The 20,839-nt window shown below is 38.6% G+C and carries 14 protein-coding genes, 1 pseudogene and 1 riboswitch; of the genes and pseudogenes, 6 read left to right on the forward strand and 9 right to left on the reverse strand.

All coding sequences use genetic code 11. From position 1 onward, the window contains the following. Positions 1-35 precede the first annotated feature (35 nt). Positions 36-491, reverse strand: coding sequence for a hypothetical protein (locus LC419_RS12230; protein WP_223607625.1), 456 nt, complete (start codon positions 489-491; stop codon positions 36-38). Between the two features lie 330 nt (positions 492-821). Between LC419_RS12230 and LC419_RS12235 the strand changes: the two genes are divergently transcribed. Next, the gene (locus tag LC419_RS12235) at positions 822-1,646 is read left to right on the forward strand and encodes a S1 RNA-binding domain-containing protein (protein WP_223607626.1); all 825 of its coding nucleotides are present in this window, start codon (positions 822-824) and stop codon (positions 1,644-1,646) included. A 36-nt stretch (positions 1,647-1,682) separates the two neighbouring features. On the opposite strand, the gene LC419_RS12240 is transcribed toward LC419_RS12235, so the two are convergent. Further along, entirely contained in the window at positions 1,683-5,588 is a 3,906-nt protein-coding gene (locus LC419_RS12240; protein WP_223607627.1) for a T9SS type B sorting domain-containing protein, read from the reverse strand. 185 nt (positions 5,589-5,773) lie between these two features. On the opposite strand from LC419_RS12240, the gene LC419_RS12245 reads away from it, so the two are divergent. The 4 genes from LC419_RS12245 (at position 5,774) to LC419_RS12260 (ending at position 12,083) form a co-directional block, all read left to right on the forward strand. Then, positions 5,774-6,367 carry a TetR/AcrR family transcriptional regulator gene (locus tag LC419_RS12245; protein WP_223607628.1) on the forward strand — a complete coding sequence of 198 codons (594 nt, stop codon included), beginning with the start codon at positions 5,774-5,776 and terminating at the stop codon, positions 6,365-6,367. 97 nt (positions 6,368-6,464) lie between these two features. Next, the gene (locus tag LC419_RS12250) at positions 6,465-7,817 is read left to right on the forward strand and encodes a TolC family protein (RefSeq protein WP_223607629.1); all 1,353 of its coding nucleotides are present in this window, start codon (positions 6,465-6,467) and stop codon (positions 7,815-7,817) included. 9 nt (positions 7,818-7,826) lie between these two features. Continuing rightward, positions 7,827-8,888, forward strand: a complete 1,062-nt coding sequence (locus LC419_RS12255; RefSeq protein ID WP_223607630.1) for an efflux RND transporter periplasmic adaptor subunit — start codon at positions 7,827-7,829, stop codon at positions 8,886-8,888. Between the two features lie 6 nt (positions 8,889-8,894). Then, complete coding sequence (locus LC419_RS12260; RefSeq protein WP_223607631.1) at positions 8,895-12,083, forward strand: efflux RND transporter permease subunit; 3,189 nt, start codon at positions 8,895-8,897, stop codon at positions 12,081-12,083. 311 nt (positions 12,084-12,394) lie between these two features. Here the strand turns inward: LC419_RS12260 and LC419_RS12265 are convergent, their stop codons facing one another. The 4 genes and pseudogenes from LC419_RS12265 to metE all read right to left on the reverse strand — a co-directional run bounded on the left by LC419_RS12265 (position 12,395) and on the right by metE (position 17,563). After that, positions 12,395-12,841 (reverse strand): KTSC domain-containing protein, encoded by a 447-nt coding sequence (locus LC419_RS12265; protein ID WP_223607632.1) that lies wholly within the window; start codon positions 12,839-12,841, stop codon positions 12,395-12,397. Positions 12,842-13,044: 203 nt separating this feature from the next. Continuing rightward, the gene (locus LC419_RS12270) at positions 13,045-14,115 is read right to left on the reverse strand and encodes a serine hydrolase (RefSeq protein WP_306666577.1); all 1,071 of its coding nucleotides are present in this window, start codon (positions 14,113-14,115) and stop codon (positions 13,045-13,047) included. Between the two features lie 164 nt (positions 14,116-14,279). Continuing rightward, positions 14,280-14,864 (reverse strand): hypothetical protein, encoded by a 585-nt coding sequence (locus tag LC419_RS12275; protein WP_223607633.1) that lies wholly within the window; start codon positions 14,862-14,864, stop codon positions 14,280-14,282. A 378-nt stretch (positions 14,865-15,242) separates the two neighbouring features. Then, a pseudogene (gene metE / locus LC419_RS12280) lies at positions 15,243-17,563 on the reverse strand (5-methyltetrahydropteroyltriglutamate--homocysteine S-methyltransferase). A 179-nt stretch (positions 17,564-17,742) separates the two neighbouring features. Then, a riboswitch (cobalamin riboswitch) is annotated at positions 17,743-17,928 on the reverse strand. 154 nt (positions 17,929-18,082) lie between these two features. Here metE and LC419_RS12285 point away from each other — a divergent pair. Beyond that, positions 18,083-18,544, forward strand: coding sequence for an Lrp/AsnC family transcriptional regulator (locus LC419_RS12285; protein ID WP_223607634.1), 462 nt, complete (start codon positions 18,083-18,085; stop codon positions 18,542-18,544). Between the two features lie 52 nt (positions 18,545-18,596). On the opposite strand, the gene LC419_RS12290 is transcribed toward LC419_RS12285, so the two are convergent. The 3 genes from LC419_RS12290 to nudK all read right to left on the reverse strand — a co-directional run bounded on the left by LC419_RS12290 (position 18,597) and on the right by nudK (position 20,811). After that, the gene (locus tag LC419_RS12290) at positions 18,597-19,361 is read right to left on the reverse strand and encodes a hypothetical protein (protein ID WP_223607635.1); all 765 of its coding nucleotides are present in this window, start codon (positions 19,359-19,361) and stop codon (positions 18,597-18,599) included. 176 nt (positions 19,362-19,537) lie between these two features. Further along, the gene (locus LC419_RS12295) at positions 19,538-20,221 is read right to left on the reverse strand and encodes a hypothetical protein (RefSeq protein ID WP_223607636.1); all 684 of its coding nucleotides are present in this window, start codon (positions 20,219-20,221) and stop codon (positions 19,538-19,540) included. 8 nt (positions 20,222-20,229) lie between these two features. Next, positions 20,230-20,811 (reverse strand): GDP-mannose pyrophosphatase NudK, encoded by a 582-nt coding sequence (gene nudK / locus LC419_RS12300; protein WP_223607637.1) that lies wholly within the window; start codon positions 20,809-20,811, stop codon positions 20,230-20,232. Positions 20,812-20,839 lie beyond the last annotated feature (28 nt).

Here is a 20,839-nt window from a genome sequence, read left to right on the forward strand (position 1 = left end):
CCCGATATTAAAAGAGAAGTTAAGGCTTCTCTTTTTTATTGTACGATTCTCATACGCTCATAAAAATCTGAATTTTTTACGGGAGCAATATTAAACTGTACGCCAAAAGTTAGTCCTTTGAAATATTTTTCCCTGTGAATGGGCAGTGCATATCCTGTATTGAGATAGATAAAATTAAAGAGCGAAATTCCCAACCGTGGCTCTATGGAATAGGGGTTTAAAGAAAGGTCAAATAAATAGCCATCTCTGTTGACATAATAAAAATTGGCTTCCGGTAAAAATTGAGCTTTGCTTTCTATGGGAGTGTACAGGATTGAGGTACCAACGACAAATGACTTTTTTGCCGAGCTGTTGATTCTATAAGATAACCCGCCTTGTATTATATTTCGTCCTGTATATCGATAGGCTACATTAAAGACAGTTTTGTCCAATACCTGTGCATGAGCAGTGGTGGCAATCAGACAAAGAATAAGAAAAGAATAGAGTTTCATGGCGGTATTTTGTGGGGTCAAATGTACAGGTTTTATTCTCAGTCTGACAACCTCAAAATTCTTTGATTTAAGGAAGTTTGAAGCTGGATGAGGGAAGTTGTTGAAGCCCAAAAGCATAACTATTATGCTCTTTGTTATTTTTTTAGACTATCATCTCATCAAATTTTAAAAGAACCTATAAAATGAATGACGAATAGTAACTCCAAGCCTCCCTTTTCCGGCTTCGAAGCTCTCATAACCTTAATTTTCTTGACCTAAGTTCAGGTTAAGCAGCATATGTAGTTTTAAAATCTTCAATTTTCCGTACCTTTGTGGCTAATTTTATATTCAATGCAACTCGGAAAAACCCAGACTTTAAAAATTTCAGACAAAAACTATTCAGGATGGATCCTTAAGGATGAATCAGGAGAAAAGGCTTTCCTGCCTAAGGTTTTCACCAGCGATGAAAAAGAAATTGATGATGACGTTGAAGTTTTTGTTTATCAGGATGACGGTAAATTAAAGGCGACCACTGAAATTCCATTAGCGGAAGTAGGCGAGTATGCTGTAATGAGCTGTGTGCAGAGTCTTCCGAGCGGGGCATTTATGGATTGGGGAATCATTAAAGATCTTTTTATTCCTTACAAACAGCAGAAATCCAAAATTATTGAAGGGAAAAGATATCTGGTTTATCTTTATGTAGATGAAGCCCTTGATCTGATTACCGGAACTACAAAGTTCAAAAGAAATCCACAGTACCAGGATCTTCCTTTCCAAAAAGGGGACAAAGTAGATCTGATCATGATGAATGAAAGCGAACTGGGCTGGAATGTGGTGATCAATAAGAAATATATCGGACTTATTTATGCATCTGATGTGTTCAAAAAACTGTATCCATTATCAGAGGAAGGGGGCTATATCAAAGATATCCGTGAAGATGGTAAGATCGATGTTTCTTTACAGCCGGAAGGTTTTGAAAACATAGACGAATTCAAACAGAGAATTCTTGACAAACTGAATGACAACTACGGACTTCTTTATCTTTCAGACAAGTCTTCTCCTGAAGAAATCAAAGATGAGCTTCAGATGAGCAAGAAGAACTTTAAAAAGGCACTTGGCGGACTTTATAAAGATAAGATCGTAGATATTATAGAAGACAAAATAAAATTATTATAAAAATAATAAACGGGCAGAATTTTCTGCCCGTTTTGTTTAATCTCTGTTCTTCACCAGAAGCCATCCGTTGTACGTTCTTCCGTCTGAAACCTTTATGGTATACCAATAATTGCCTGTAGCTAGAGGCTGTTGATGGTATTTCCCATCCCATATGAAAGGTTTCTTTGCGATCACCTCTTTCAAAATAACAAATCCTTTTCTGTCATATAAATAGATCTCTGTTCCCGGATAGTTTTCCAGTCCGGCAATTTTCCAGGTATCATTGTTTCCATCGCCATTTGGAGTTATCGCATTCTGAATATTGAAAATAGAAAACTTTTTCTGTCCGATGATACATCCAGATTTCGTTCTTACATACACTGTATATTCTCCTGAACTTAGATTGGTAAAGGTGCTGGAATCCTGCCAAATGAAATTATCTAAAGAATATTCATAGCTGCCTGCTGCAGAAAGAACAACAGTCGCTGTATTATTATTTATATTCACTGCGACAATTGTTGCCAACACAGAATAAGTCACCTGAACAGATTTCGTATTCTCACATCCAAAAGTATTTTTCACAGTCACCGTATAAGTTCCGGGCGTAGAAACGGTAATGGATTGAGTGGTTGCCCCAGTGCTCCAAAGGTAAGAAGCAAAGCCCGGTCCGGCATCCAGTTTAGCAGTCTTGCCTTCACAGAAATCTGCTTGATCAGAAAGTTCAATAAAAGGTTTTGGATTTAATGTTAAAGTCAGTCTTACAGTTATAAAACATCCGTCGGCCGTTGCTACTTTTACTATGATAACCGTAGTTCCATTATTCAAAGTATAATTAGCCGGATTAGTAATTACGTTTCCAGCAATGTCTGTGTAGGTGAAAATATAACTTCCGGGATTATTGATGATATTGCTTTCATACGAATGAAGGTTCACATTCATCGTATTTGCGGTGGTGCTGTTACAAAATACAGCGGTATAATTGGTTGCAGGAACATTATTGACTGAAAGTGTAACAGCAATAGCCAGTTTTTCAGACTCACATCCGTTGATGGTTTGGGTCACATAATAAGTCAGCCCGTGAACAAGAGGTGTTGTAATCGGAAGAACAGTTCCTGCAGCATTGTAAAATACAATAGACGTTCCGGTTACAACCAGTTTGTCCAGCGTAGGCGATGCTGATGCGCAGAGGTCCTGGGCCGTATTTGCTGTTGGTTTTGGCGTACTGTTTATCGTTACCTGAACAGCTGTTTTAGCACTTTCGCAGCCGTTAACTGTTTGGGATGCATGGTAAGTCTGTCCATTGACAAGTGGAGTTGTACCAACCAGTAGATTTCCTGAAGCATCATACCATTTGATATTCTGACCTGTACTCTGAAGATCGGAAACCTTTGGAGTATTGGAAGCACAGAAAGTCTGTGTAGCATTTGCAGCAGGAGTTTGAACAGCATTTACAGTAACGGTTTGGTTTTGTGTGGCAATATTTCCGTTTCCATCGTCATAATTCCAGTGAATGGTATAAGTTCCCGGAACTGAATAAGAAAGAGGATCCGCAGTTGTAGCCATAATAGTTCCGGCGCAATGGTCTGCTGCGGTTGGGATATTGGTAATAACCGTATGGCAGTCGCCTGTGACACCCGGTAAGGTGGCTATATTTGGAACGGGAGCTGCATTGTCTCCAACCACGACATTGACGGTAAAACTTCCATCACAGGCTCCGGAACCTGAAACCTGACAGATATAAATTCCCGAATTAGCGTTTGTAGCATTAGGAATAGCAGGATTTTGCAGGTTTGAAATAAATCCGTTTGGTCCTGTCCAGCTGTAGGTAGATCCTCCGGTAGCATTTAATTGGAGGGTAGAGTTGGTGCAGACTGGTGAGTTGGAAGTGACAACAGAGGTTGAAGTACAGTCTTGAAATTTGGCAATGAAAATATCATTTCCGCCTCCTGGTTGCTGCTGAAATGTTCCGGGAGTTGCGATACCGGCTGTATTTCCGCTGGACATTCCAGTAAAATAGATAGCTCCCTCGTTATCTTTGGTTACCAGTCCCAATTGAGTCGCTCCGTTTCCTGTGTAATACGTTCCCCATTCTTTTACATCATTTTGATTGTACTTGATGAGAAAGGTAGAAATATACATCGGAGGCATTCCCATGTAGGCTCCTGGAGTAGAGATATCCGACTGACCGCTTGAATGAAGACCCGTGAAAAAAATATTTCCTGATGAGTCGGGATAAGCATTCAGCTGGTAGCCGTCTTGAAAATTAAAGTAATTTTTAATAATAGTATTGTTCGTTAAATTAACTCTCCAAACGCCCGGCTGTCCAGAAGGAAAAGCAGGTGTGGTATATTTTCCCGGCAGAATTAAAGTGTTGTTTACCATGGCACCCTTCCATATTACTTCTGCATATTCATTTCCATAATAGCTGGATCTTAGAAGCGTACTTCCGTCTTTTGAGAGTTTTAAATAGATACCGTCTACACTTCCTCCTTTCACGGGCTGAAATGCATTGATCATTGGAATGTTGGCAGACTGTGTCAATCCGAGCATCTCAAGATGATCAACAGAAGACATGATGTGTACAATCGTTGTTGAGCCATCTGCTTTTCCAAAATGGGTAGCCCAGTCTACAGCCCCACTTGTTGAATCCAAAGATGCCAGAATACCATCAGTCATTCCTAAAGGAGTGAGTTTAGTTGGCTGCATGGCATTTACCGTAGGAAAATCATCACTGAATGTATCACCACCCAAATACACATGATTTTGATTGTACGAGACTGTATATAGCCCCTCATTTCTGCTTGAGTTAAATTCCTTTTGAAAAAGTAAGGTTCCTGTACCGCTGAATTTTACAAGAACAATGTTTTTATTATTGGGTCCTCTTTGAACAGTACCTCCCGCAAAAACATTGAAATTTTCGTCGAAATCCACATCTTCAAATGTATCTGCCATTCCTGATCCGTAGTAGGTTCCCCAGAGTCTTTGTCCGGTTTTGGTCAGCTTCATTACATAAGCATCAAAATTTCCTGCTATATTCTGCTGGTAAGTTCCGGTTGTGGCAAAATTCGTGTTACTGGAAGTAGCTCCAATGAGGTAAGCGGTATTCTGTATATCTGTTTTGATCTTTCCATAATCTTCACCGGTACCCCCTGCATAGCTCCCCCAAATTCTTGTAGGAACAGGATCAATAACGATTGTTTTATCGGATAGATTCAAGGGTGCATTGAAACCGTATGTGTGATCACCCAAATCTTTAAAAGATACATCAATATTTTCTTTTTTATTGCCCAGAATCCAGCTGTTGGGAATATTTTCATGAATTTCTCCGAAACGTACATCCATCGCAAGCGTCCCGGCTTTGATGGAAGTGGGGGCGCCACTGAATTTCATTTTGATGTCGGATATTTTTCCACCCGGATTGATGATAAAATTATACTCAATGGGCTTTAAAGTGTCCTTTGGCTTGAAAAATACCAAATCAATATGAGGGTATATATCTTTATATATGAGCTTTTGATAACGATGAACATTGGTAATACCTTCCGGCTTTTCAGAAAGATTATAATAGTTGTCATAATCCGGAGATCTTCCTTCTGTGATAAGCGGTGTATTTTTATTGGAATTGATCAGCTCAATGTCTATTCTATGAAAAAGCTGTTCATAATTAAACTCATCTAAATGGTAGGGTTTGGAATCAGAAACTGTGTTTTTCAGATATTTTGAAGAATTGAGGTTTGGTGTTTTTCTGGTTTCGTACACATCATATGAGAAACCATTGGATCGCAATTGCACATTTAATCCCGAAGAATGGTACAGATACTTAATGTTCTTATTACTTTTTCCTTCCTGATCAACGATCTGTCCTTTATTTTCATAGAAATAATATTCGCTGCTTTTGGTTTTGTTTTGTGAATATGACAGGGCACAGTGGAAAACCGTGAACAGAAATAAAATCTTTCGCATCAGTTATTAATTTTTTGCGGCAAAGATATAAAAATGCCTTTCCCAGCCAATATTAATTCATAATAATCTCAAACTGAGCATCAAAAACATGATGTAAATCATAACAAATTTGTTTAATTATTTTGTTTAACAATTTTGTCAAAAACAGAATTTAATTTACATTTGCACAAAATTGTTTAACAATAATGTCAAATCAAGCGAAAAAAGACCAAACACAGGAATTGATCAAGGAGACAGCGAAGAATTTATTCTTTGTGAAGGGGAAGTTTGATGCTACTACCCAGGAGATTGCCGATGAAGCCGGAGTGAACAGAACATTGATCAACTATTATTTCCGTTCCAGGGATAATCTGATTCAGATCATCTTTGATGAAGCTCAGCGAGTGGAACAGGAAAAATCTAAGATCATTCAGAATGCAGATCTTCCTTTTAAGGTAAAGATGAGCAAATTCATAGAAGGCAGTCTTTCCACGAGTCTGCAGTATCCGTATCTGGAAACCTATATTGTTTCCCAGATCAATAAGGGAAACTGTCATCAGAGAGAAATTGAAGAAGATGTACTGGAAACTCTGTATAAAGACATCGAAAAAGAAATGGAATTGGGAAATATAGAAAAAATGGCACCCGTGCAGTTTATACTTAATATGGTTTCGTTACTTGTATTCCCAAGTGCTGTAAGGCCTTTGTTTATGGAGAATCTGATGATTAGTGATAAAGAATATGACCAGATTATTTCTGAAAGAAAAGAGATCATTATCAACATGCTTTTTAAAAATTAAAAAAATGTTAAAGTATTTTAAGAAATGATACGTCCTTTAGAAACAAAAACCTTGACGAGAAAAATTACATTAAAAAAAATAAACGAAGTATACAATTATGAAAAGAAAACGTATAACTGCTAATAAGCTAAAAATTGGGATAGCTGCAGCATTTATGATTTTCGGCTTTTCATCGGTATCTGCCCAGCAGCAGGTTTCTTTACAGGAAGCCATCAAGCAGGCACTGCAGAATAAAGCAGAAGCTAAAAAAGCAGCATTACAGATCAAAAAGGCTGAATACAAGATTGATGAGGCCAGAGCGGGTGCTTTACCTCAGATAACGGCCACGGCGGGTTTAACCTACAATCCTGTTATTCAGGAGTCTTTGCTTGAATTTGGTGGAGAAAGAATCAGAGCACAGCTGGGACAGCCTTGGAGCTCAACAGCTTCCGTACAGCTTCAGCAGGCTTTATTTGACCAGAGAGTTTTTACAGGTCTTAAAGCGGCAAAATCTACCAGAGAATTCTATGTCCTGAATGCTCAGCTGACGAACGAACAGATCATTGAAAACGTAGCGACCGCTTATTACCAGGTATTTGTACAGGTAGAAAATCTGAAAACGGTAGAAGCCAGTTACGCCAATACGGAAAGAGTAAGAAACGTCATCAAAAGTTTAGTGGATAATGGTCTTGCAAAAGCCATCGACCTAGATCGTACGAATGTACAGCTTACCAATATCGGTTCCAATAAGCAGCAGCTGATCAATTCCGTTGAACTTTCAAAAAATGCTTTGAAATTTTATATGGGAGTGCCTATCGGAACAGATATCGAGCTTGAAGAAAAAACGATCGAGCCAAAACCTGAACTTATTGCAAGCACAGTAAACCTGGATGACCGTACAGAAATCAAAGTTTTAAATAAAAACAGAGAACTTCTTCAGTTTAACAAAAAAGCAACAGAAGCTTACCTTTATCCTACCGTTAGCCTTACTGCCAATTATGGTTGGGCCGGTATGGGGAAAAAATTTCCTTTGACCAATGGTCTTAATAACGGAGTTCTTTGGAGCGACTATTCAGCGATAGGGTTGAACATCAATGTTCCGATTTTCACAGGTGGTGCTACAAAAGCTAAAATTCAGCAGGCAGAAATAGATATTCAGGATCTTGATCAGGATATCCAAAATAAACAGTTGACTTTAGATTTGGATCATAAAAATGCCGTTACCAATATGGAAAATGCCATCATCAATATTCAGAGCATGAAAGATAACGTTGAGCTTGCGGAAAGAGTGCAGAAGAATACACAGTCCAATTACCAGTACGGTTTGGCTACACTTACCGAAGTGCTGGATTCTGAAAATGCTTTAACACAGGCAAAACAGAACTATTCAAACGCATTACTCGACTACAAACAGGCTGAGATTAAACTCATAAAAGCTAAAGGGGAACTGAACACACTACAAAACTTATAATAAACTAAAATGAAAAAAACTTTAATATACATCATCGTAGCAGCGGTCTTAGTCGGTTTAGCGGCTTACAAGATTGTAGATAATAAAGAGAAACAGACCAAAGAAGTAAAGGAAGTTGCTAAGCAGGTTGACAAGATCAACGTGAATGTAGTAACGGTTTCCAGAGAAAATATCAATACGGATTACTCAGCCAACGGAACTTTTATTCCAAAACAGGAAATGAACCAGTCTTCTGAAATCGCAGGACGTATTGTAAGCGTTCTGGTAAAAGAAGGATCAAGAGTTTCTGCAGGTCAGACTTTGGCCGTGATCAAAAAAGACGCGATCGAAGTTGACGTTTCTCAGGCTCAGAATAATTTACAGAATGCAATTATCGACAATCAGCGTTACGAAAGCGCCTTCAAAACAGGAGGAGTTACGAAGCAGCAGGTTGACAACTCAAGACTGCAGCTGAAAAATGCACAGGCAGCCGTAAGAGCTCAGGGTGTAAGAGTCAATGACACCAGCATCCGTGCTGGAATCAGCGGTACAATCAACAAGAAAATGGTTGAGCCGGGAACAGTAGTTTCTATCGGAACTTCTATGTTTGAAATCGTTAATATCAACAGTCTGAAACTATCTGTATTAGTAGACGAAAGCCAGGTGGGAAGAATTGCATTAGGTCAGGAAGTTCCGATCAATGTGAATGTTTTACCGGAAGATTCTTTCAGCGGTAGAATTACATTTATTGCTCCTAAGAGTGATGCATCTTTAAATTTCCCGGTTGAAATTGAAGTTCAGAACAGAGGAAACTTAAAAGCAGGTATGTATGCAACGGCTTTATTTAAAACCAATCACGGTGCTGAAACTCAGAATATGCTGACCGTTCCAGCAGAAGCTTTTGTGAACGGAGTAAGCTCAGGACAGCTATTTGTCGTAAGCAACGGAACGGCTAAACTGATTAAAGTACAAACCGGAAAAGTATACGGTGACAAAGTTCAGATCTTAAGCGGACTTAATGGCGGAGAACAGGTAATTACCAGCGGACAGATCAACCTTGATAACGGTTCGAAAATCAACATCGTAAAGTAAGATAAGATGAAGTTAGCAGAAATATCCATTAAAAGGCCGTCCCTTGTTATCGTATTGTTTACGATACTTACATTGGGTGGTTTATTAAGTTACTCCATGATGGGGTACGAGTTGATTCCAAAGTTTGAAACCAATATGGTAACCATTTCTACGGTATATCCGGGAGCTTCGCCTGCTGAGGTGGAAACTTCGGTAACCCGAAAGATTGAAGATGCCGTGGGTTCCCTGGAAAACGTGAAAAAAGTAGAATCTTCATCTTACGAAAGTTTATCGGTAATCATGGTTCAGTTGAATACCGGTGCCGATGTAAACTACGCTTTGAATGATGCACAAAGAAAGGTAAATGCTATTCTGGCAGACCTGCCGGACGATGCAGATCCACCCTCTCTGCAAAAGTTCTCATTGGATGATCTTCCGATCATGACTTTGAGTATTTCCAGTAACAAGCTGAATAATAAAGATCTTTATGACCTTTTAGATAAAAAGATAGAGCCTATTTTCTCCCGTGTAAATGGTGTAGCTCAGGTTGACCTTGTAGGAGGACAGGAGAGAGAGATTCAGGTGAACTTAGATGAAAATAAAATGCAGGGGTATGGTATTGCCATCGCAGATGTACAGCAGGCCATTCTTTCCTCCAACCTGGATTTCCCGACGGGAGCTTTGAAGACAAGAACTTCAAGATCTACGATCAGACTTTCCGGAAAGTATAAAAGTGTAGACGAGATGAACAGCCTTGTGGTTTCCAATAAAAATGGAGCTCAGGTCCGTTTGTCTGATATTGCAACCGTTTTCGATACTCAGAAAGATGTGGAGAAAGTGGCAAGATACAATCAGAATTCAACGATTTTACTTCAGGTTAAAAAACAATCTGACGCCAATGCAGTTTCGGTTTCAGAAGCCATTCAGAAAACAATTGAAAATGTTCAGAAAGATTATAAAACGCAGGCGATTAAAATCAATATCGTAGATGACTCTACAGACTTTACGCTTGAAGCTGCAGACCACGTAATTTTCGATTTATTCCTGGCGATTATCCTGGTAGCAGTAGTAATGCTATTGTTCCTTCATAACATCAGAAACGCATTTATCGTAATGGTTTCTATTCCGATGTCATTGATTGCAACGGTAATCGGGATGTATCTGATGGGATATACCTTGAATTTAATGAGTTTACTTGGACTTTCACTGGTTGTGGGTATTCTTGTGGATGATGCGATTGTAGTACTGGAGAACGTTTACCGTCACATGGAGATGGGGAAAAGCAGAATCCGTGCAGCCTTTGACGGAGCTTCGGAAATTGGATTTACGGTAACGGCTATTACCCTTGTAATCGTGGTGGTATTCTTACCGATTGCGATGAGTTCCGGGTTGGTGTCTGATATCCTGGCGCAGTTCTGTGTCACGGTAGTTATTGCGACATTATTCTCGTTACTGGCTTCATTTACCATCATTCCTTGGTTATCTTCAAGATATGGTAAACTGGTGCATTTGACAGGTAAAAATCCTTTTGAGAAATTTATCCTTTGGTTTGAAAAGCAGTTGGAAAAATTCACGCACTGGATCACAGGAATTCTTGAGTGGGCTTTAAAAACAACACTAAGAAGAGTTATGACAGTGGTTGTAACATTCATTATCCTGATTTCTTCATTTATGTTGGTGGCTTTCGGATTTATCGGTGGTGAATTCTTCCCTAAAATGGATAGAGGCCAGTTCCTTGTTCAGATGGAATTACCAAAAGATGCTTCCGTAGAAAAAACCAATCAGATTACTTTAGCGGTTGAAAGATACCTTAGAAATGATAAAGATGTAGTAGATATGATCACCACGGTTGGTCAGCAGTCATCAGGTTTTGGTGGGGCGCAGGCTACATTGTATCAGTCAGAGATTCAGGTGATTTTGGTAGATAAATCTGAGCGTAATGAAAGTACAGATATCAAATCTGCAAAAATCAAGAGAGCATTAGAAGAGAAATTCACAGGTGTTGAATTTAAAACGGCACCAATCGGATTAATGGGAGCGGATAATGCACCGATTGAAATGGTAGTGACGGCTCAGGATAACGAAACAGCCAACAAAGAAGCCAACAGAATTCTTGAATTGCTTAAAAAAGTTCCAGGTTCTGTGGATGCGGAATTATCTACTGACTCTGGTAACCCGGAAGTTCAGGTGAATATCGACAGAGATAAAATGGCGTCTTTAGGTTTAAATCTTTCCAGTGTAGGACAAACGATGCAGACTGCATTCAGTGGAAATACAGACGGAAAATTCAGAGCCGGAGAATACGAATATGATATCAACATCCGTTTTGGTGATGCCAACAGACAGTCTATTGATGATGTAAGAAACCTGATGTTTACGAATCCTCAGGGTGAGCAGATCAGACTGAGCCAGTTTGCAGATGTAAAAATGGGTTCAGGACCGAGTTTGCTTGAACGTAGAGATAAATCACCTTCTGTAAAGGTAAAATCTAAAGTAGTAGGTCGTCCTGTAGGAGATGTTGCCAACGAATGGGCCGCTAAATTTATGGATAACGAGAAGACCAAACCGGCTGGAGTAAGCTATATCTGGAGTGGTGATATGGAAAACCAGACGGAAGGTTTCGGTACCTTAGGTATTGCATTGATGGCAGCTATCGTATTGGTTTACCTGGTAATGGTTTCACTGTATGATTCATTTGTATATCCGTTTGTGGTATTGTTCTCTATTCCTCTGGCATTGATCGGGGTAATGGTTATCCTTGCCATCACCGGAAATTCATTAAACATCTTTACGATGCTGGGAATGATCATGTTGATTGGTTTGGTAGCGAAGAACGCGATTATGATTGTCGACTTTGCGAATATGAGAAAAGAAGCTGGTGCAAGTACACATGATGCTTTGATTCAGGCGAACCACGCACGTCTTCGTCCGATCCTGATGACCACGATTGCGATGATCTTCGGTATGATCCCAATTGCGATTGCAAAAGGAGCGGGAGCAGAGATGAACAACGGATTGGCCTGGGTAATTATCGGTGGTTTGACCTCATCATTATTCCTGACGCTGATCATTGTACCGGTAGTATACTCATTATTTGATTCAATTCTAAGAAGAATGGGTAAAGGTGAAAAAGTAGACTACGAAGCTGAAATGAAAGCGGAATATGAACATAAAGAACTAAGTGAAGACGGATACACTCCGAAACACGTAGATTAATATAACAACCATAATTAACCGAAAAGCGCATCAGATTTCTGATGCGCTTTTTTGATTTTTGAAGTATTTCCATCTATTTTTTTATGCAAAGTCTAATAGTATAAGAAGTGTAAAGAGAGAATTAATTTATTTGATTATGATGAAGTTAATACAAATTGCTTGATTTTAAAATTTCACGCGGATTAATCAGATAACGCAGATTTCTAGGTTTGCTGATCTGGCTATATCTGAATCATCTGCGAGAGCAAAATTAAGCATGAAAAAAGCTTCCAGAATGAACTGAAAGCCTTTATTATCTTATAGGTGGAGAATTAATCTGCCATAGCCTCACCGGCTTTTCTGTAGACGAAACTTCCGTAGATGTGTCTTCTTGCAAAACGGCTTGGGGAATCAGCGTTCACCATTTTTATATATGTATTTCTTGGAACCCCAATATATTCGTACATATTTCCGTTCAGGTGCTGAACTTTCAAAACCGCTTTTTCAAGATAAAAATCCTGAATATTAGATTTTGTGATCGTTTCCGTATATTCTTCTTTATATTTTTCCTGTGTTTCCTGGTTGATGCTTACCAAGAAATGGTACGCTTCAATCACAGCTTTACTTTTTTCTTCTGCTTCCAGTTTCCCTGCTTCATCATCGATAAATTTATCAGGATGCGAATCTTTCATCGTATTTCTGTAAATTGTCTTTAATTCCTTTAAAGTAACATTTTTATCTACATCAAGAAGCTTTCTGTATTCGCCTAATTTTTTCATAACTGTAAAATCCTTATTTCGGGGTGCAAAATTAAGCTTTTTAATTTGAAATATCGTAAGTTATTCAGTATTAATTTATTTGATGCTTAAAAAACAGCTATTTGTCAAATGTTTTTTCGCTTTTAATAAGATAAATGGCTGACAGAGATGTTTTTGTTTTTTCTAGAGTGTTATTAAAAAAATAGTTGTATTGCTATCAATACCTACTTCGTCTCAATCTCCACAACCTTCCTCCCATATTCCCCCAGATATTCCGTCAATAATTTTTCAAAAGATTTATAACCATCATCAACATTAGTGAAAATCACAATCCCGTCTTTCGTCTTAGGGATGATAACGAAAATTGTCTGTACTCCTTTGTCTGCTCCGCTGTGTGACAATGCGATATTTCCATTGCCCAAATCATAGATTTCAAAGCCCAGACCAAATGATTTTCCTTGTTTAGTAATCACCTGACTGGTTTTCATATCTTCAAAAACTTTTTTGGAAAGTCCGTCACCATTCATCACACTGATTAAAAAACGACTGTAATCCGACACCGTAGTCATAAGATCATCTGCTGCGTTGGCTGTTGATACTTTTACGGTTTTATACATTTTTCCATCCTTATCGTAGCCTTCTGAAAATCGGGAGGCATCCTTTTTTTCATCCCAGATATAGGAAGTATCGTTCATTTTTAAGGGCTGAAAGATCAATTCTCCGGCAAGCTCGTTCAGTGTTTTGCCGAATTTCTTTTCTAAAGCTCTTCTCAGGTATTCAAAACCTTCTCCGGAATATTGATATTTTGTTCCGGGATCAAACTGAAAATTCAGTTTTTTATCAGCATTCATCCATCTCCAGTTGGGAAAACCAGTCTGATGGCTGAGAACGATTCTGGTGGTCAGTTTTTTATTTCTTGGATCTTGAGCAATGTCAGGATCTGTCCAGTAATTGGCAAGAGGTTCATCCAGGTTCCATTTTCCTTTACTAACCAATTTTAAAGCAACCATTGCGGTCACAGGTTTAGTAACAGAAGCTACATTGAATAGCATATCATCAGGAGCAGGAGTTCCTTTTGGAGATACTCCATACACTTTCACCTTTTCAAGTTTCCCGTTTTTAATCACACCGAGTCCTATATTCGGAACTTTGTTTTCCGTCATCCATTGTTCAAAAGCTTTGTCATGATTCGTTTGAGCTGTTTGATTGGTTTGCGGATCAGATTTTATCTCGGTTTGAGCAGATAAGTAAGTAGTGAGAAAACACAGACTTATAATGACGGTCGCTTTTTTCATGGCAGAAAATAGTTTATTATGGATGTGGTATCAAAACTACGTTAAATTTTTATTTTGAAAGAATGTTGTTTTCCGGATAAATTTTGGCTAAAGCCGGATGTAGGATTTTACTTTGTGATAATGGGAGAAAGCCCATTTCTATTGAATTTAGGAATCATGAAGTTTTATTTATTCTTCGTGTCTGCTTTTTCTATTTCTGTATCAATCAGAACAATGAAATCTTCATATCTCTTTTTTGTATAAAAGAATTCTGAAGAACCGCTATTTTGAATTACTGGTGAATCTTTTAACTTTAAAAGCCTGTTTTTTATTCTGTTTAAAACATTGATATCTTTGTTAGTGTTGAGCTTTAAAAAATGGATGTTATCAATTAAATCAATAAATAGATCATCATCACAAACAGTCAGGATGTAAGCGTAGCATTCACTTTTCATAGATTCCGATGGACTCGTATCACTCAGCCCAGAGCTGTTTTTAACTGTTGAAAGGACCAGACTTAATATTTCAATCTGATTACTTTTCCAATTGGCGAGATCTTCTCTGAGCTTTTGCCAGTCTTCTTTTGTAAATGAGACAAGTCTTGAGTTGATGTCCTTATCACCTGCGAAATACCAATAATCTGTGTCGTAAAATTCACTCTTAAGAATGATCTCATAAAGGTCAATTACGCGTCGCGATTTTGATTGAGATGAATAATTGGTTTTCCAGTTTATTAACCATTTAGAATAATCAGAAGAATGTTCGGTCATAAGTTTGTATAGACTTCAAATATACACAATATACCTATTGGAGATAACAAAATCTATTCGTGAATACGATGTAAACCTTTGTGAACAGAAGTCTCGCGCAAATTTTGGAAATATAAATTTCTAGAAAATGTATTATTGCACTGTTCGTTTTACTTCCGCTTAGTCAATCAATTTCAAAAATTGATTCCTCTTTGTTTTCCTTAAATCAACAGCATGAATTTTAAATCTTTGCGTCTAAAAATTCCATTCACATTAAACCGATTCAATAGGGGTGGGCTTTAGCCCGCCTGCTCGTTATCATTCAAACAAAAACGGCTTTAGCCAAAACATAAAAGCAGGAGCCAAAACTCCTGCTTACAAATTATAATGATTAATTTTTTAGCTTTCCTGCAGCACAAAAGCTGCGGCGGCTTCTCTGGAGGCTTCCACCATCGCAATCAGCGCCTTTTCCGTTTCATCCCAATGACGGGTTTTCAAACCACAATCCGGATTCACCCAAAGCTGCTGAGCCGGAATGACAGCCTGCGCCTTTTTCAACAGATGGATCATTTCTTCTTTCGAAGGGACTCTCGGTGAGTGAATATCATAAACTCCCGGGCCAATTTCATTCGGATATTTGAAATCTGCAAAGGCCTGAAGCAGTTCCATCTGGCTTCTGGAGCATTCTATGGTGATTACATCGGCATCCATATCCGCAATATTCTGAATGATATCATTGAATTCGGAATAGCACATATGCGTATGGATCTGCGTTGTATCTTCAACACCTGAAGCTGAAATTCTGAAAGCTTCTACTGCCCATTCCAGATACTGCTGCCATTCGGATCTTCTAAGTGGTAGTCCTTCTCTGATGGCCGGTTCATCGATTTGAATGATTCTGATTCCTGCTTTTTCCAGATCGTTCACTTCATCGCGAATCGCCAGGGCAATCTGTTTGCAGGTTAAAGATCTTGGCTGATCATCTCGTACAAAGGACCATTGAAGGATCGTTACCGGGCCGGTAAGCATTCCTTTTACCCATTTTTGAGTAAGTGATTGAGCATATTGAGACCAGTAAACCGTCATGGGATGCGGTCGGTGCACATCACCATAGATTACCGGAGGTTTTACACAGCGACTTCCATAGCTCTGAACCCATCCGTTTTGAGTAAAAGCGAATCCGCAAGCTGTTCCCCGAAATATTCCACCATATCATTTCGTTCAAATTCACCATGAACCAATACATCAATACCGATTTCTTCCTGCCAGCGGATGGTTCTTTCCGTTTCTTTTTTAAGCAGGTCATCATATTGTTCGGCAGTCAGTTCACCTTTTTTGAATTTCGATCTCCAGGCTCTTACTTCTTTAGTCTGTGGAAACGAACCGATAGTCGTTGTTGGGAATAAAGGAAGCTGAAGAACATTCTGCTGATTTTCTTTTCTTATTCTGAAAGGACTGTTTCTCTGCGAATCATTTTCAGTGGTTACATCCACTCTGTCTTTTACGGCCTGGTTGTGGATCAGAGATGAAATTTTACGGTTGTCAATGGCTTTTTTATTTTCTGCATATTGTTGTAAGGTCTGGTAATCTGCTTTTCCGGCTGCCAGTTTTTTTAAAGCAACCACTTCATGAACCTTTTGTTTGGCGAAAGCCATCCATTGTTTGATCTCATGAGATAAGGTGTTTTCATTGGTTTCAAGATCAAGATCGAAAGGAGAGTGGAGCAGGGAACATGACGGAGCAATGAAAATTCTTTCAGATCCGATGGTATTGACCGTCTTCTCAATGAATCCCAATGATCTTTCAAAATCATTTTTCCAGATATTCCTGCCATCTACAACTCCTAAGGATAAACTCAGGGTCTGCGGAATAGCATTTAAAACCTCATCCAGCTGTTCAGGAGAACGAACCAAGTCAATATGTAAGGCATTCACCGGAAGGGAAACTGCCAGTGAAAGATTATCTTTTAAACCTTCAAAATAAGTGGCAACAATGAATTTCAGGTTGGGGAATTGATTTCGTAATTCGTTGTAAACCGATTGGTAGATTTCTTTTGCTTTTTCAGTGAGGTCCAGTCCTAAAAACGGTTCGTCAAACTGTATCCAATGAGCACCGTGGTTCTCAAGTTCTTTTAAAATTTCAATATATATCGGAAGAAGATTATGAATTAAATCTAGCTTGTCAAACCCTTCTTCTTTCTCTTTTCCCAAGAGAAGATAAGTAAGTGGCCCGATGATTACAGGCTTTGCATTCACTCCGGCTTGTTTTGCACTGATGAATTCAGTAATAATCTTTTTTGAGAACAATCTGAAAGGCTGGTTCTTTTGAAATTCCGGAACGATGTAGTGGTAATTGGTGTCGAACCATTTCGTCATTTCCATGGCGGTAATATCCAGATCGTCTTTCTGATATCCTCTTGCCATTGCAAAATACAGGTCAAGCTCTGAAGCTGATTTTCTGGCTGCGATTTCCTGATAACGTTCCGGAATGGCTCCAACAGTCAGCGTCATATCCAGAACCTGATCGTAATACGAAAAGTCATTGCAGGGAATAAGATCGATTCCCGCTTCCTGCTGCAGTTTCCAGTTTTGCAGGCTGATATTTTTCCCGGTTTCAAGGAGTGCATTCAGTGATGTTTTGCCTGACCAATATTGCTCGCAGGCTTTTTTGAGTTCTCTGTGGCGGCCAATACGCGGGCTGCCAAGTAGGTGCGTTTGCATGTTCTTACACTTTTAAATTAAACAATAATGATGGTAAAAGCTCTTTTAGAATGCTTCGCAATGCTATTTTGGGAAAGAATATATGAGGATAAAGAGACACAATAAGGACGTAGTTTTCCTTTTCACAGGAACGTTCTAAAAGTATCATCTGTATGACCCGAAGCTTCAGACCGCGAAAGCATTGTCCATTCAGACGAGGCAGGTCTCCTGACTTGTAACAGTTTTTATCATCCTTCCCGCCTTGGCAGTGGATATTCTTCGATAAAAACCTTTGGAATGTTACTTACAGTTGCGCGACAGCTCGTGATTTTCACACGATTCCCTATTAATCTACGTTATGTAAAACCTCTTCTGTTTGATGAAGGATTTTAAAGAACAAAATCTGGGCTAAAGATATTAATTAAAGTGAATTGATTGGCTAAACTGAATAAAATAAGAATATAATTTGGTTTGGTATTGATTTGAAAGCGAATTATTCTGTAAATTTGAAAAACATAATCCCAAAAAGAATATTATTCTGTGGAAAGACTTGACGAAAAGGATCTTCAGTTGCTTAGAATCCTGCAAAAGAATGCTAAACTGACCGTAAAGGAGCTTGCCAAGGAAATTAACCTTTCACCTTCACCTGTTTTCGAACGGATGAAAAGGCTGGAGCAGTCCGGATATATCAAACACTATGCAGCTGTTTTGGAAGCCGAAAAACTCAATCGGGGATTTACCGTTTTTTGCCAGGTCAAGCTTAAGATGCATGATCGTTCCGTAGGCAACCAGTTTGTGGAAGACATTTTACAGATCGACGAAGTTGCGGAGTGTTACAATATTTCCGGAGATTTTGATTTCCTGCTCAAAGTTCAGGTAAGAGATATGAAGCATTATCAGGACTTTGTCTTCAATAAGCTGGGTTCATTGGACACGATTGGCAGCGCGCACAGTACTTTTGTCATGGCGGAAGTGAAAAACATCCACGGTGTCAGTATTTAAAAAAGAAAAGCAGCATCCGAAAACGAATGCTGCTATAATCTTTAAATAAATCCTACGGCTGATCACAATCCTGCTTCAGCTTCACAAAGATCTTGTCAAACTTCTTATACAATATTCCATCATCATCCGGTTCAGCTCTGAAACTGGCGTTCGCACAGTTGTGAAAACCCATGCCAACCAGATCAATCAGTGCATAATCATCTTTTTGAAGATCATTAAGCTGATCATTAAATCTGGTCATCACCGACTGCGGATCAGCGTTGTTTTTGCTTCTTGCTTTTGCAAATTTTTCCCATGCCGCATACATTTTCTCTTGATCCGGAGAAGAAACGGCATCAATATATTCTTTGCAGGTATTGTAAAACTGACTGTTTTTCAGTGATGCAGGATCAGAATAGGCATTAAGCTCTTCTTTTTTGAGCTGATATTCTCCTTCAAAAGCCTTGATTGCTTCCTGATGAAGTTTTTTCCACTCCGGTAGGTTGATCACTTTAAGATTGTACAGCTCTGCCTTCTTTTGCTGATATTGTTTATCCATTTGCTGTAAATAGGTGTTTTTGTTTTTTCGGATATCTTCAAGATCTGAAGGTTTAAAAACCGTATGATTATCAAAAGCAACTCCGTTGAGGGTGTAGAGAAGTTTAAAAACACCGTCTATTTCCTCTTTTTTGTATTTTCCCGGATCATAATATCCTTTGTTATCGCAGTTGAAAGTCTGGTAAGCATAAAGAGCCAGATTGTTGGTCTTACCAGTTGTTTTCTGTCCAAAGGCTGCTACAGAAAGGGCTACAGAAAGGGTTAGTATTAATTTTTTCATATAATTTGTTGTGTGATGGAATGTGTCTGTAAAATTAATATTTTGAACTTTTAAACACAAATTGCACGAATGTTTTTCAAAAATGACACAAATAGGATAGGCGTATTTGTGAAAATTTGTGTTTTAAATTTGTGGTATTTGTGTTTAAAAACCTTCATTAGTCATCTGTCACAAAATTATTTATACAATTTTAGAGACTTGTAATCATACACATATTTCACATCCTTATTTTTGATGGTAATATCTTCACTGCCCGGTTTTAAAACTAAGGAATCTGCATCAAAAGTGAAAGTGATGCCGTCTTTAGATTCTTTAATTCGTAAGATGTCCGTCAGTTTTTTTTCCTCGTTATCGGGTTCAATATCCAGATTTCCGAGATATTTGATCTTTCCTTTTTCTAATAAATAAGCATCACCACCAAAAAAGTACTCATAAGCCAGCTGACAGACGATAATCATATTTCCATTCTGACTGTTCTTATAAAAATAAGGTTCATAAAGATATGCCTCTCCTGAGCCTTGAGATTGGAAAATGATTTCGTTTTTATGATTCAACAGTAAAAGTCTCTTCCCGAAGTCTTCTTCAGTGTCAGGCAGAGTAATTTTACCGTCTGTAAATTGGAAATTTCCTGATACAATCTTATTTCCTTCAACAGAAAAGGCCTGTTCAATATCAAATCCTTTGATTTTTAAATCAGAAATCTTTTCAGGTTTAAATTCAGTATACGAAACATCTTCTATAACTCCAGTTTTAGTTGGAGCTACAGTTTCCTTTTGTACAGAGGTTTTATTCTCCTTTTTAGGATCTTCTTTACAGGATGCGAGAGTGAGTAATGCTAATGCCGGTAATAGTTTTTTCATTCTGTTTACTATAGAATGTTTTTAATACGCAGGTGTTGAAGAAGCATGATGGTCTTGGCATCCATGATCTCTCCGCTGTCTATCATCACAAGGGCTTGATCAAATTTCAGCTCCAGAACTTCAATATGCTCACCTTCTTCTTCAAGCCCTCCGCCGTCTGTGATTTTCATTTCAGAGGAATATTCAGCAGTGAAAAAATGCAGGATCTCCGTTACTGAGCCTGGCGACATATAAGCTTCGAATACTTTCTCAACTTTTGAAATTTTATAGCCGGTTTCTTCTTCCGTTTCCCTTTTGATGCATTCCTCAGGATTATCATTGTCCAGCAGGCCGGCACAGGCTTCAATGAGCATTCCGGTAGCATTTCCGTTGATGAAAGTCGGCAGTCTGAACTGTCTGGTTAAAATGATTGTGCCTGAAGTTTTGTTATAAAGTAGGATCACGGCTCCGTTTCCTCTGTCATAGGCTTCTCGGCTCTGGGTTTCCGTAGTTCCGTCTTTTTTGGTAATGGTGTAGGTAACTTTATTTAAAGTATACCAGTTATCAGAAAGAATTTCTGTTTTAATAATGTTGATGTCAGGATTCTGCATTGGATATCTTCTGTATTGTATTAATGGG

This window comes from Chryseobacterium sp. OSA05B (assembly GCF_019970065.1).
GTDB lineage: Bacteria > Bacteroidota > Bacteroidia > Flavobacteriales > Weeksellaceae > Chryseobacterium.

Coding starts and splice junctions, on each gene's coding strand:
- LC419_RS12250 (WP_223607629.1), top strand. CDS start 6,465: ATGAAAAGAAAACGTATAACTGCTAATAAGCTAAAAATTGGGATAGCT.
- LC419_RS12230 (WP_223607625.1), bottom strand. CDS start 491: ATGAAACTCTATTCTTTTCTTATTCTTTGTCTGATTGCCACCACTGCT.
- LC419_RS12295 (WP_223607636.1), bottom strand. CDS start 20,221: ATGAAAAAACTATTACCGGCATTAGCATTACTCACTCTCGCATCCTGT.
- LC419_RS12290 (WP_223607635.1), bottom strand. CDS start 19,361: ATGAAAAAATTAATACTAACCCTTTCTGTAGCCCTTTCTGTAGCAGCC.
- LC419_RS12275 (WP_223607633.1), bottom strand. CDS start 14,864: ATGACCGAACATTCTTCTGATTATTCTAAATGGTTAATAAACTGGAAA.
- LC419_RS12240 (WP_223607627.1), bottom strand. CDS start 5,588: ATGCGAAAGATTTTATTTCTGTTCACGGTTTTCCACTGTGCCCTGTCA.
- nudK (WP_223607637.1), bottom strand. CDS start 20,811: ATGCAGAATCCTGACATCAACATTATTAAAACAGAAATTCTTTCTGAT.
- LC419_RS12265 (WP_223607632.1), bottom strand. CDS start 12,841: ATGAAAAAATTAGGCGAATACAGAAAGCTTCTTGATGTAGATAAAAAT.
- LC419_RS12260 (WP_223607631.1), top strand. CDS start 8,895: ATGAAGTTAGCAGAAATATCCATTAAAAGGCCGTCCCTTGTTATCGTA.
- LC419_RS12270 (WP_306666577.1), bottom strand. CDS start 14,115: ATGAAAAAAGCGACCGTCATTATAAGTCTGTGTTTTCTCACTACTTAC.
- LC419_RS12245 (WP_223607628.1), top strand. CDS start 5,774: ATGTCAAATCAAGCGAAAAAAGACCAAACACAGGAATTGATCAAGGAG.
- LC419_RS12255 (WP_223607630.1), top strand. CDS start 7,827: ATGAAAAAAACTTTAATATACATCATCGTAGCAGCGGTCTTAGTCGGT.
- LC419_RS12235 (WP_223607626.1), top strand. CDS start 822: ATGCAACTCGGAAAAACCCAGACTTTAAAAATTTCAGACAAAAACTAT.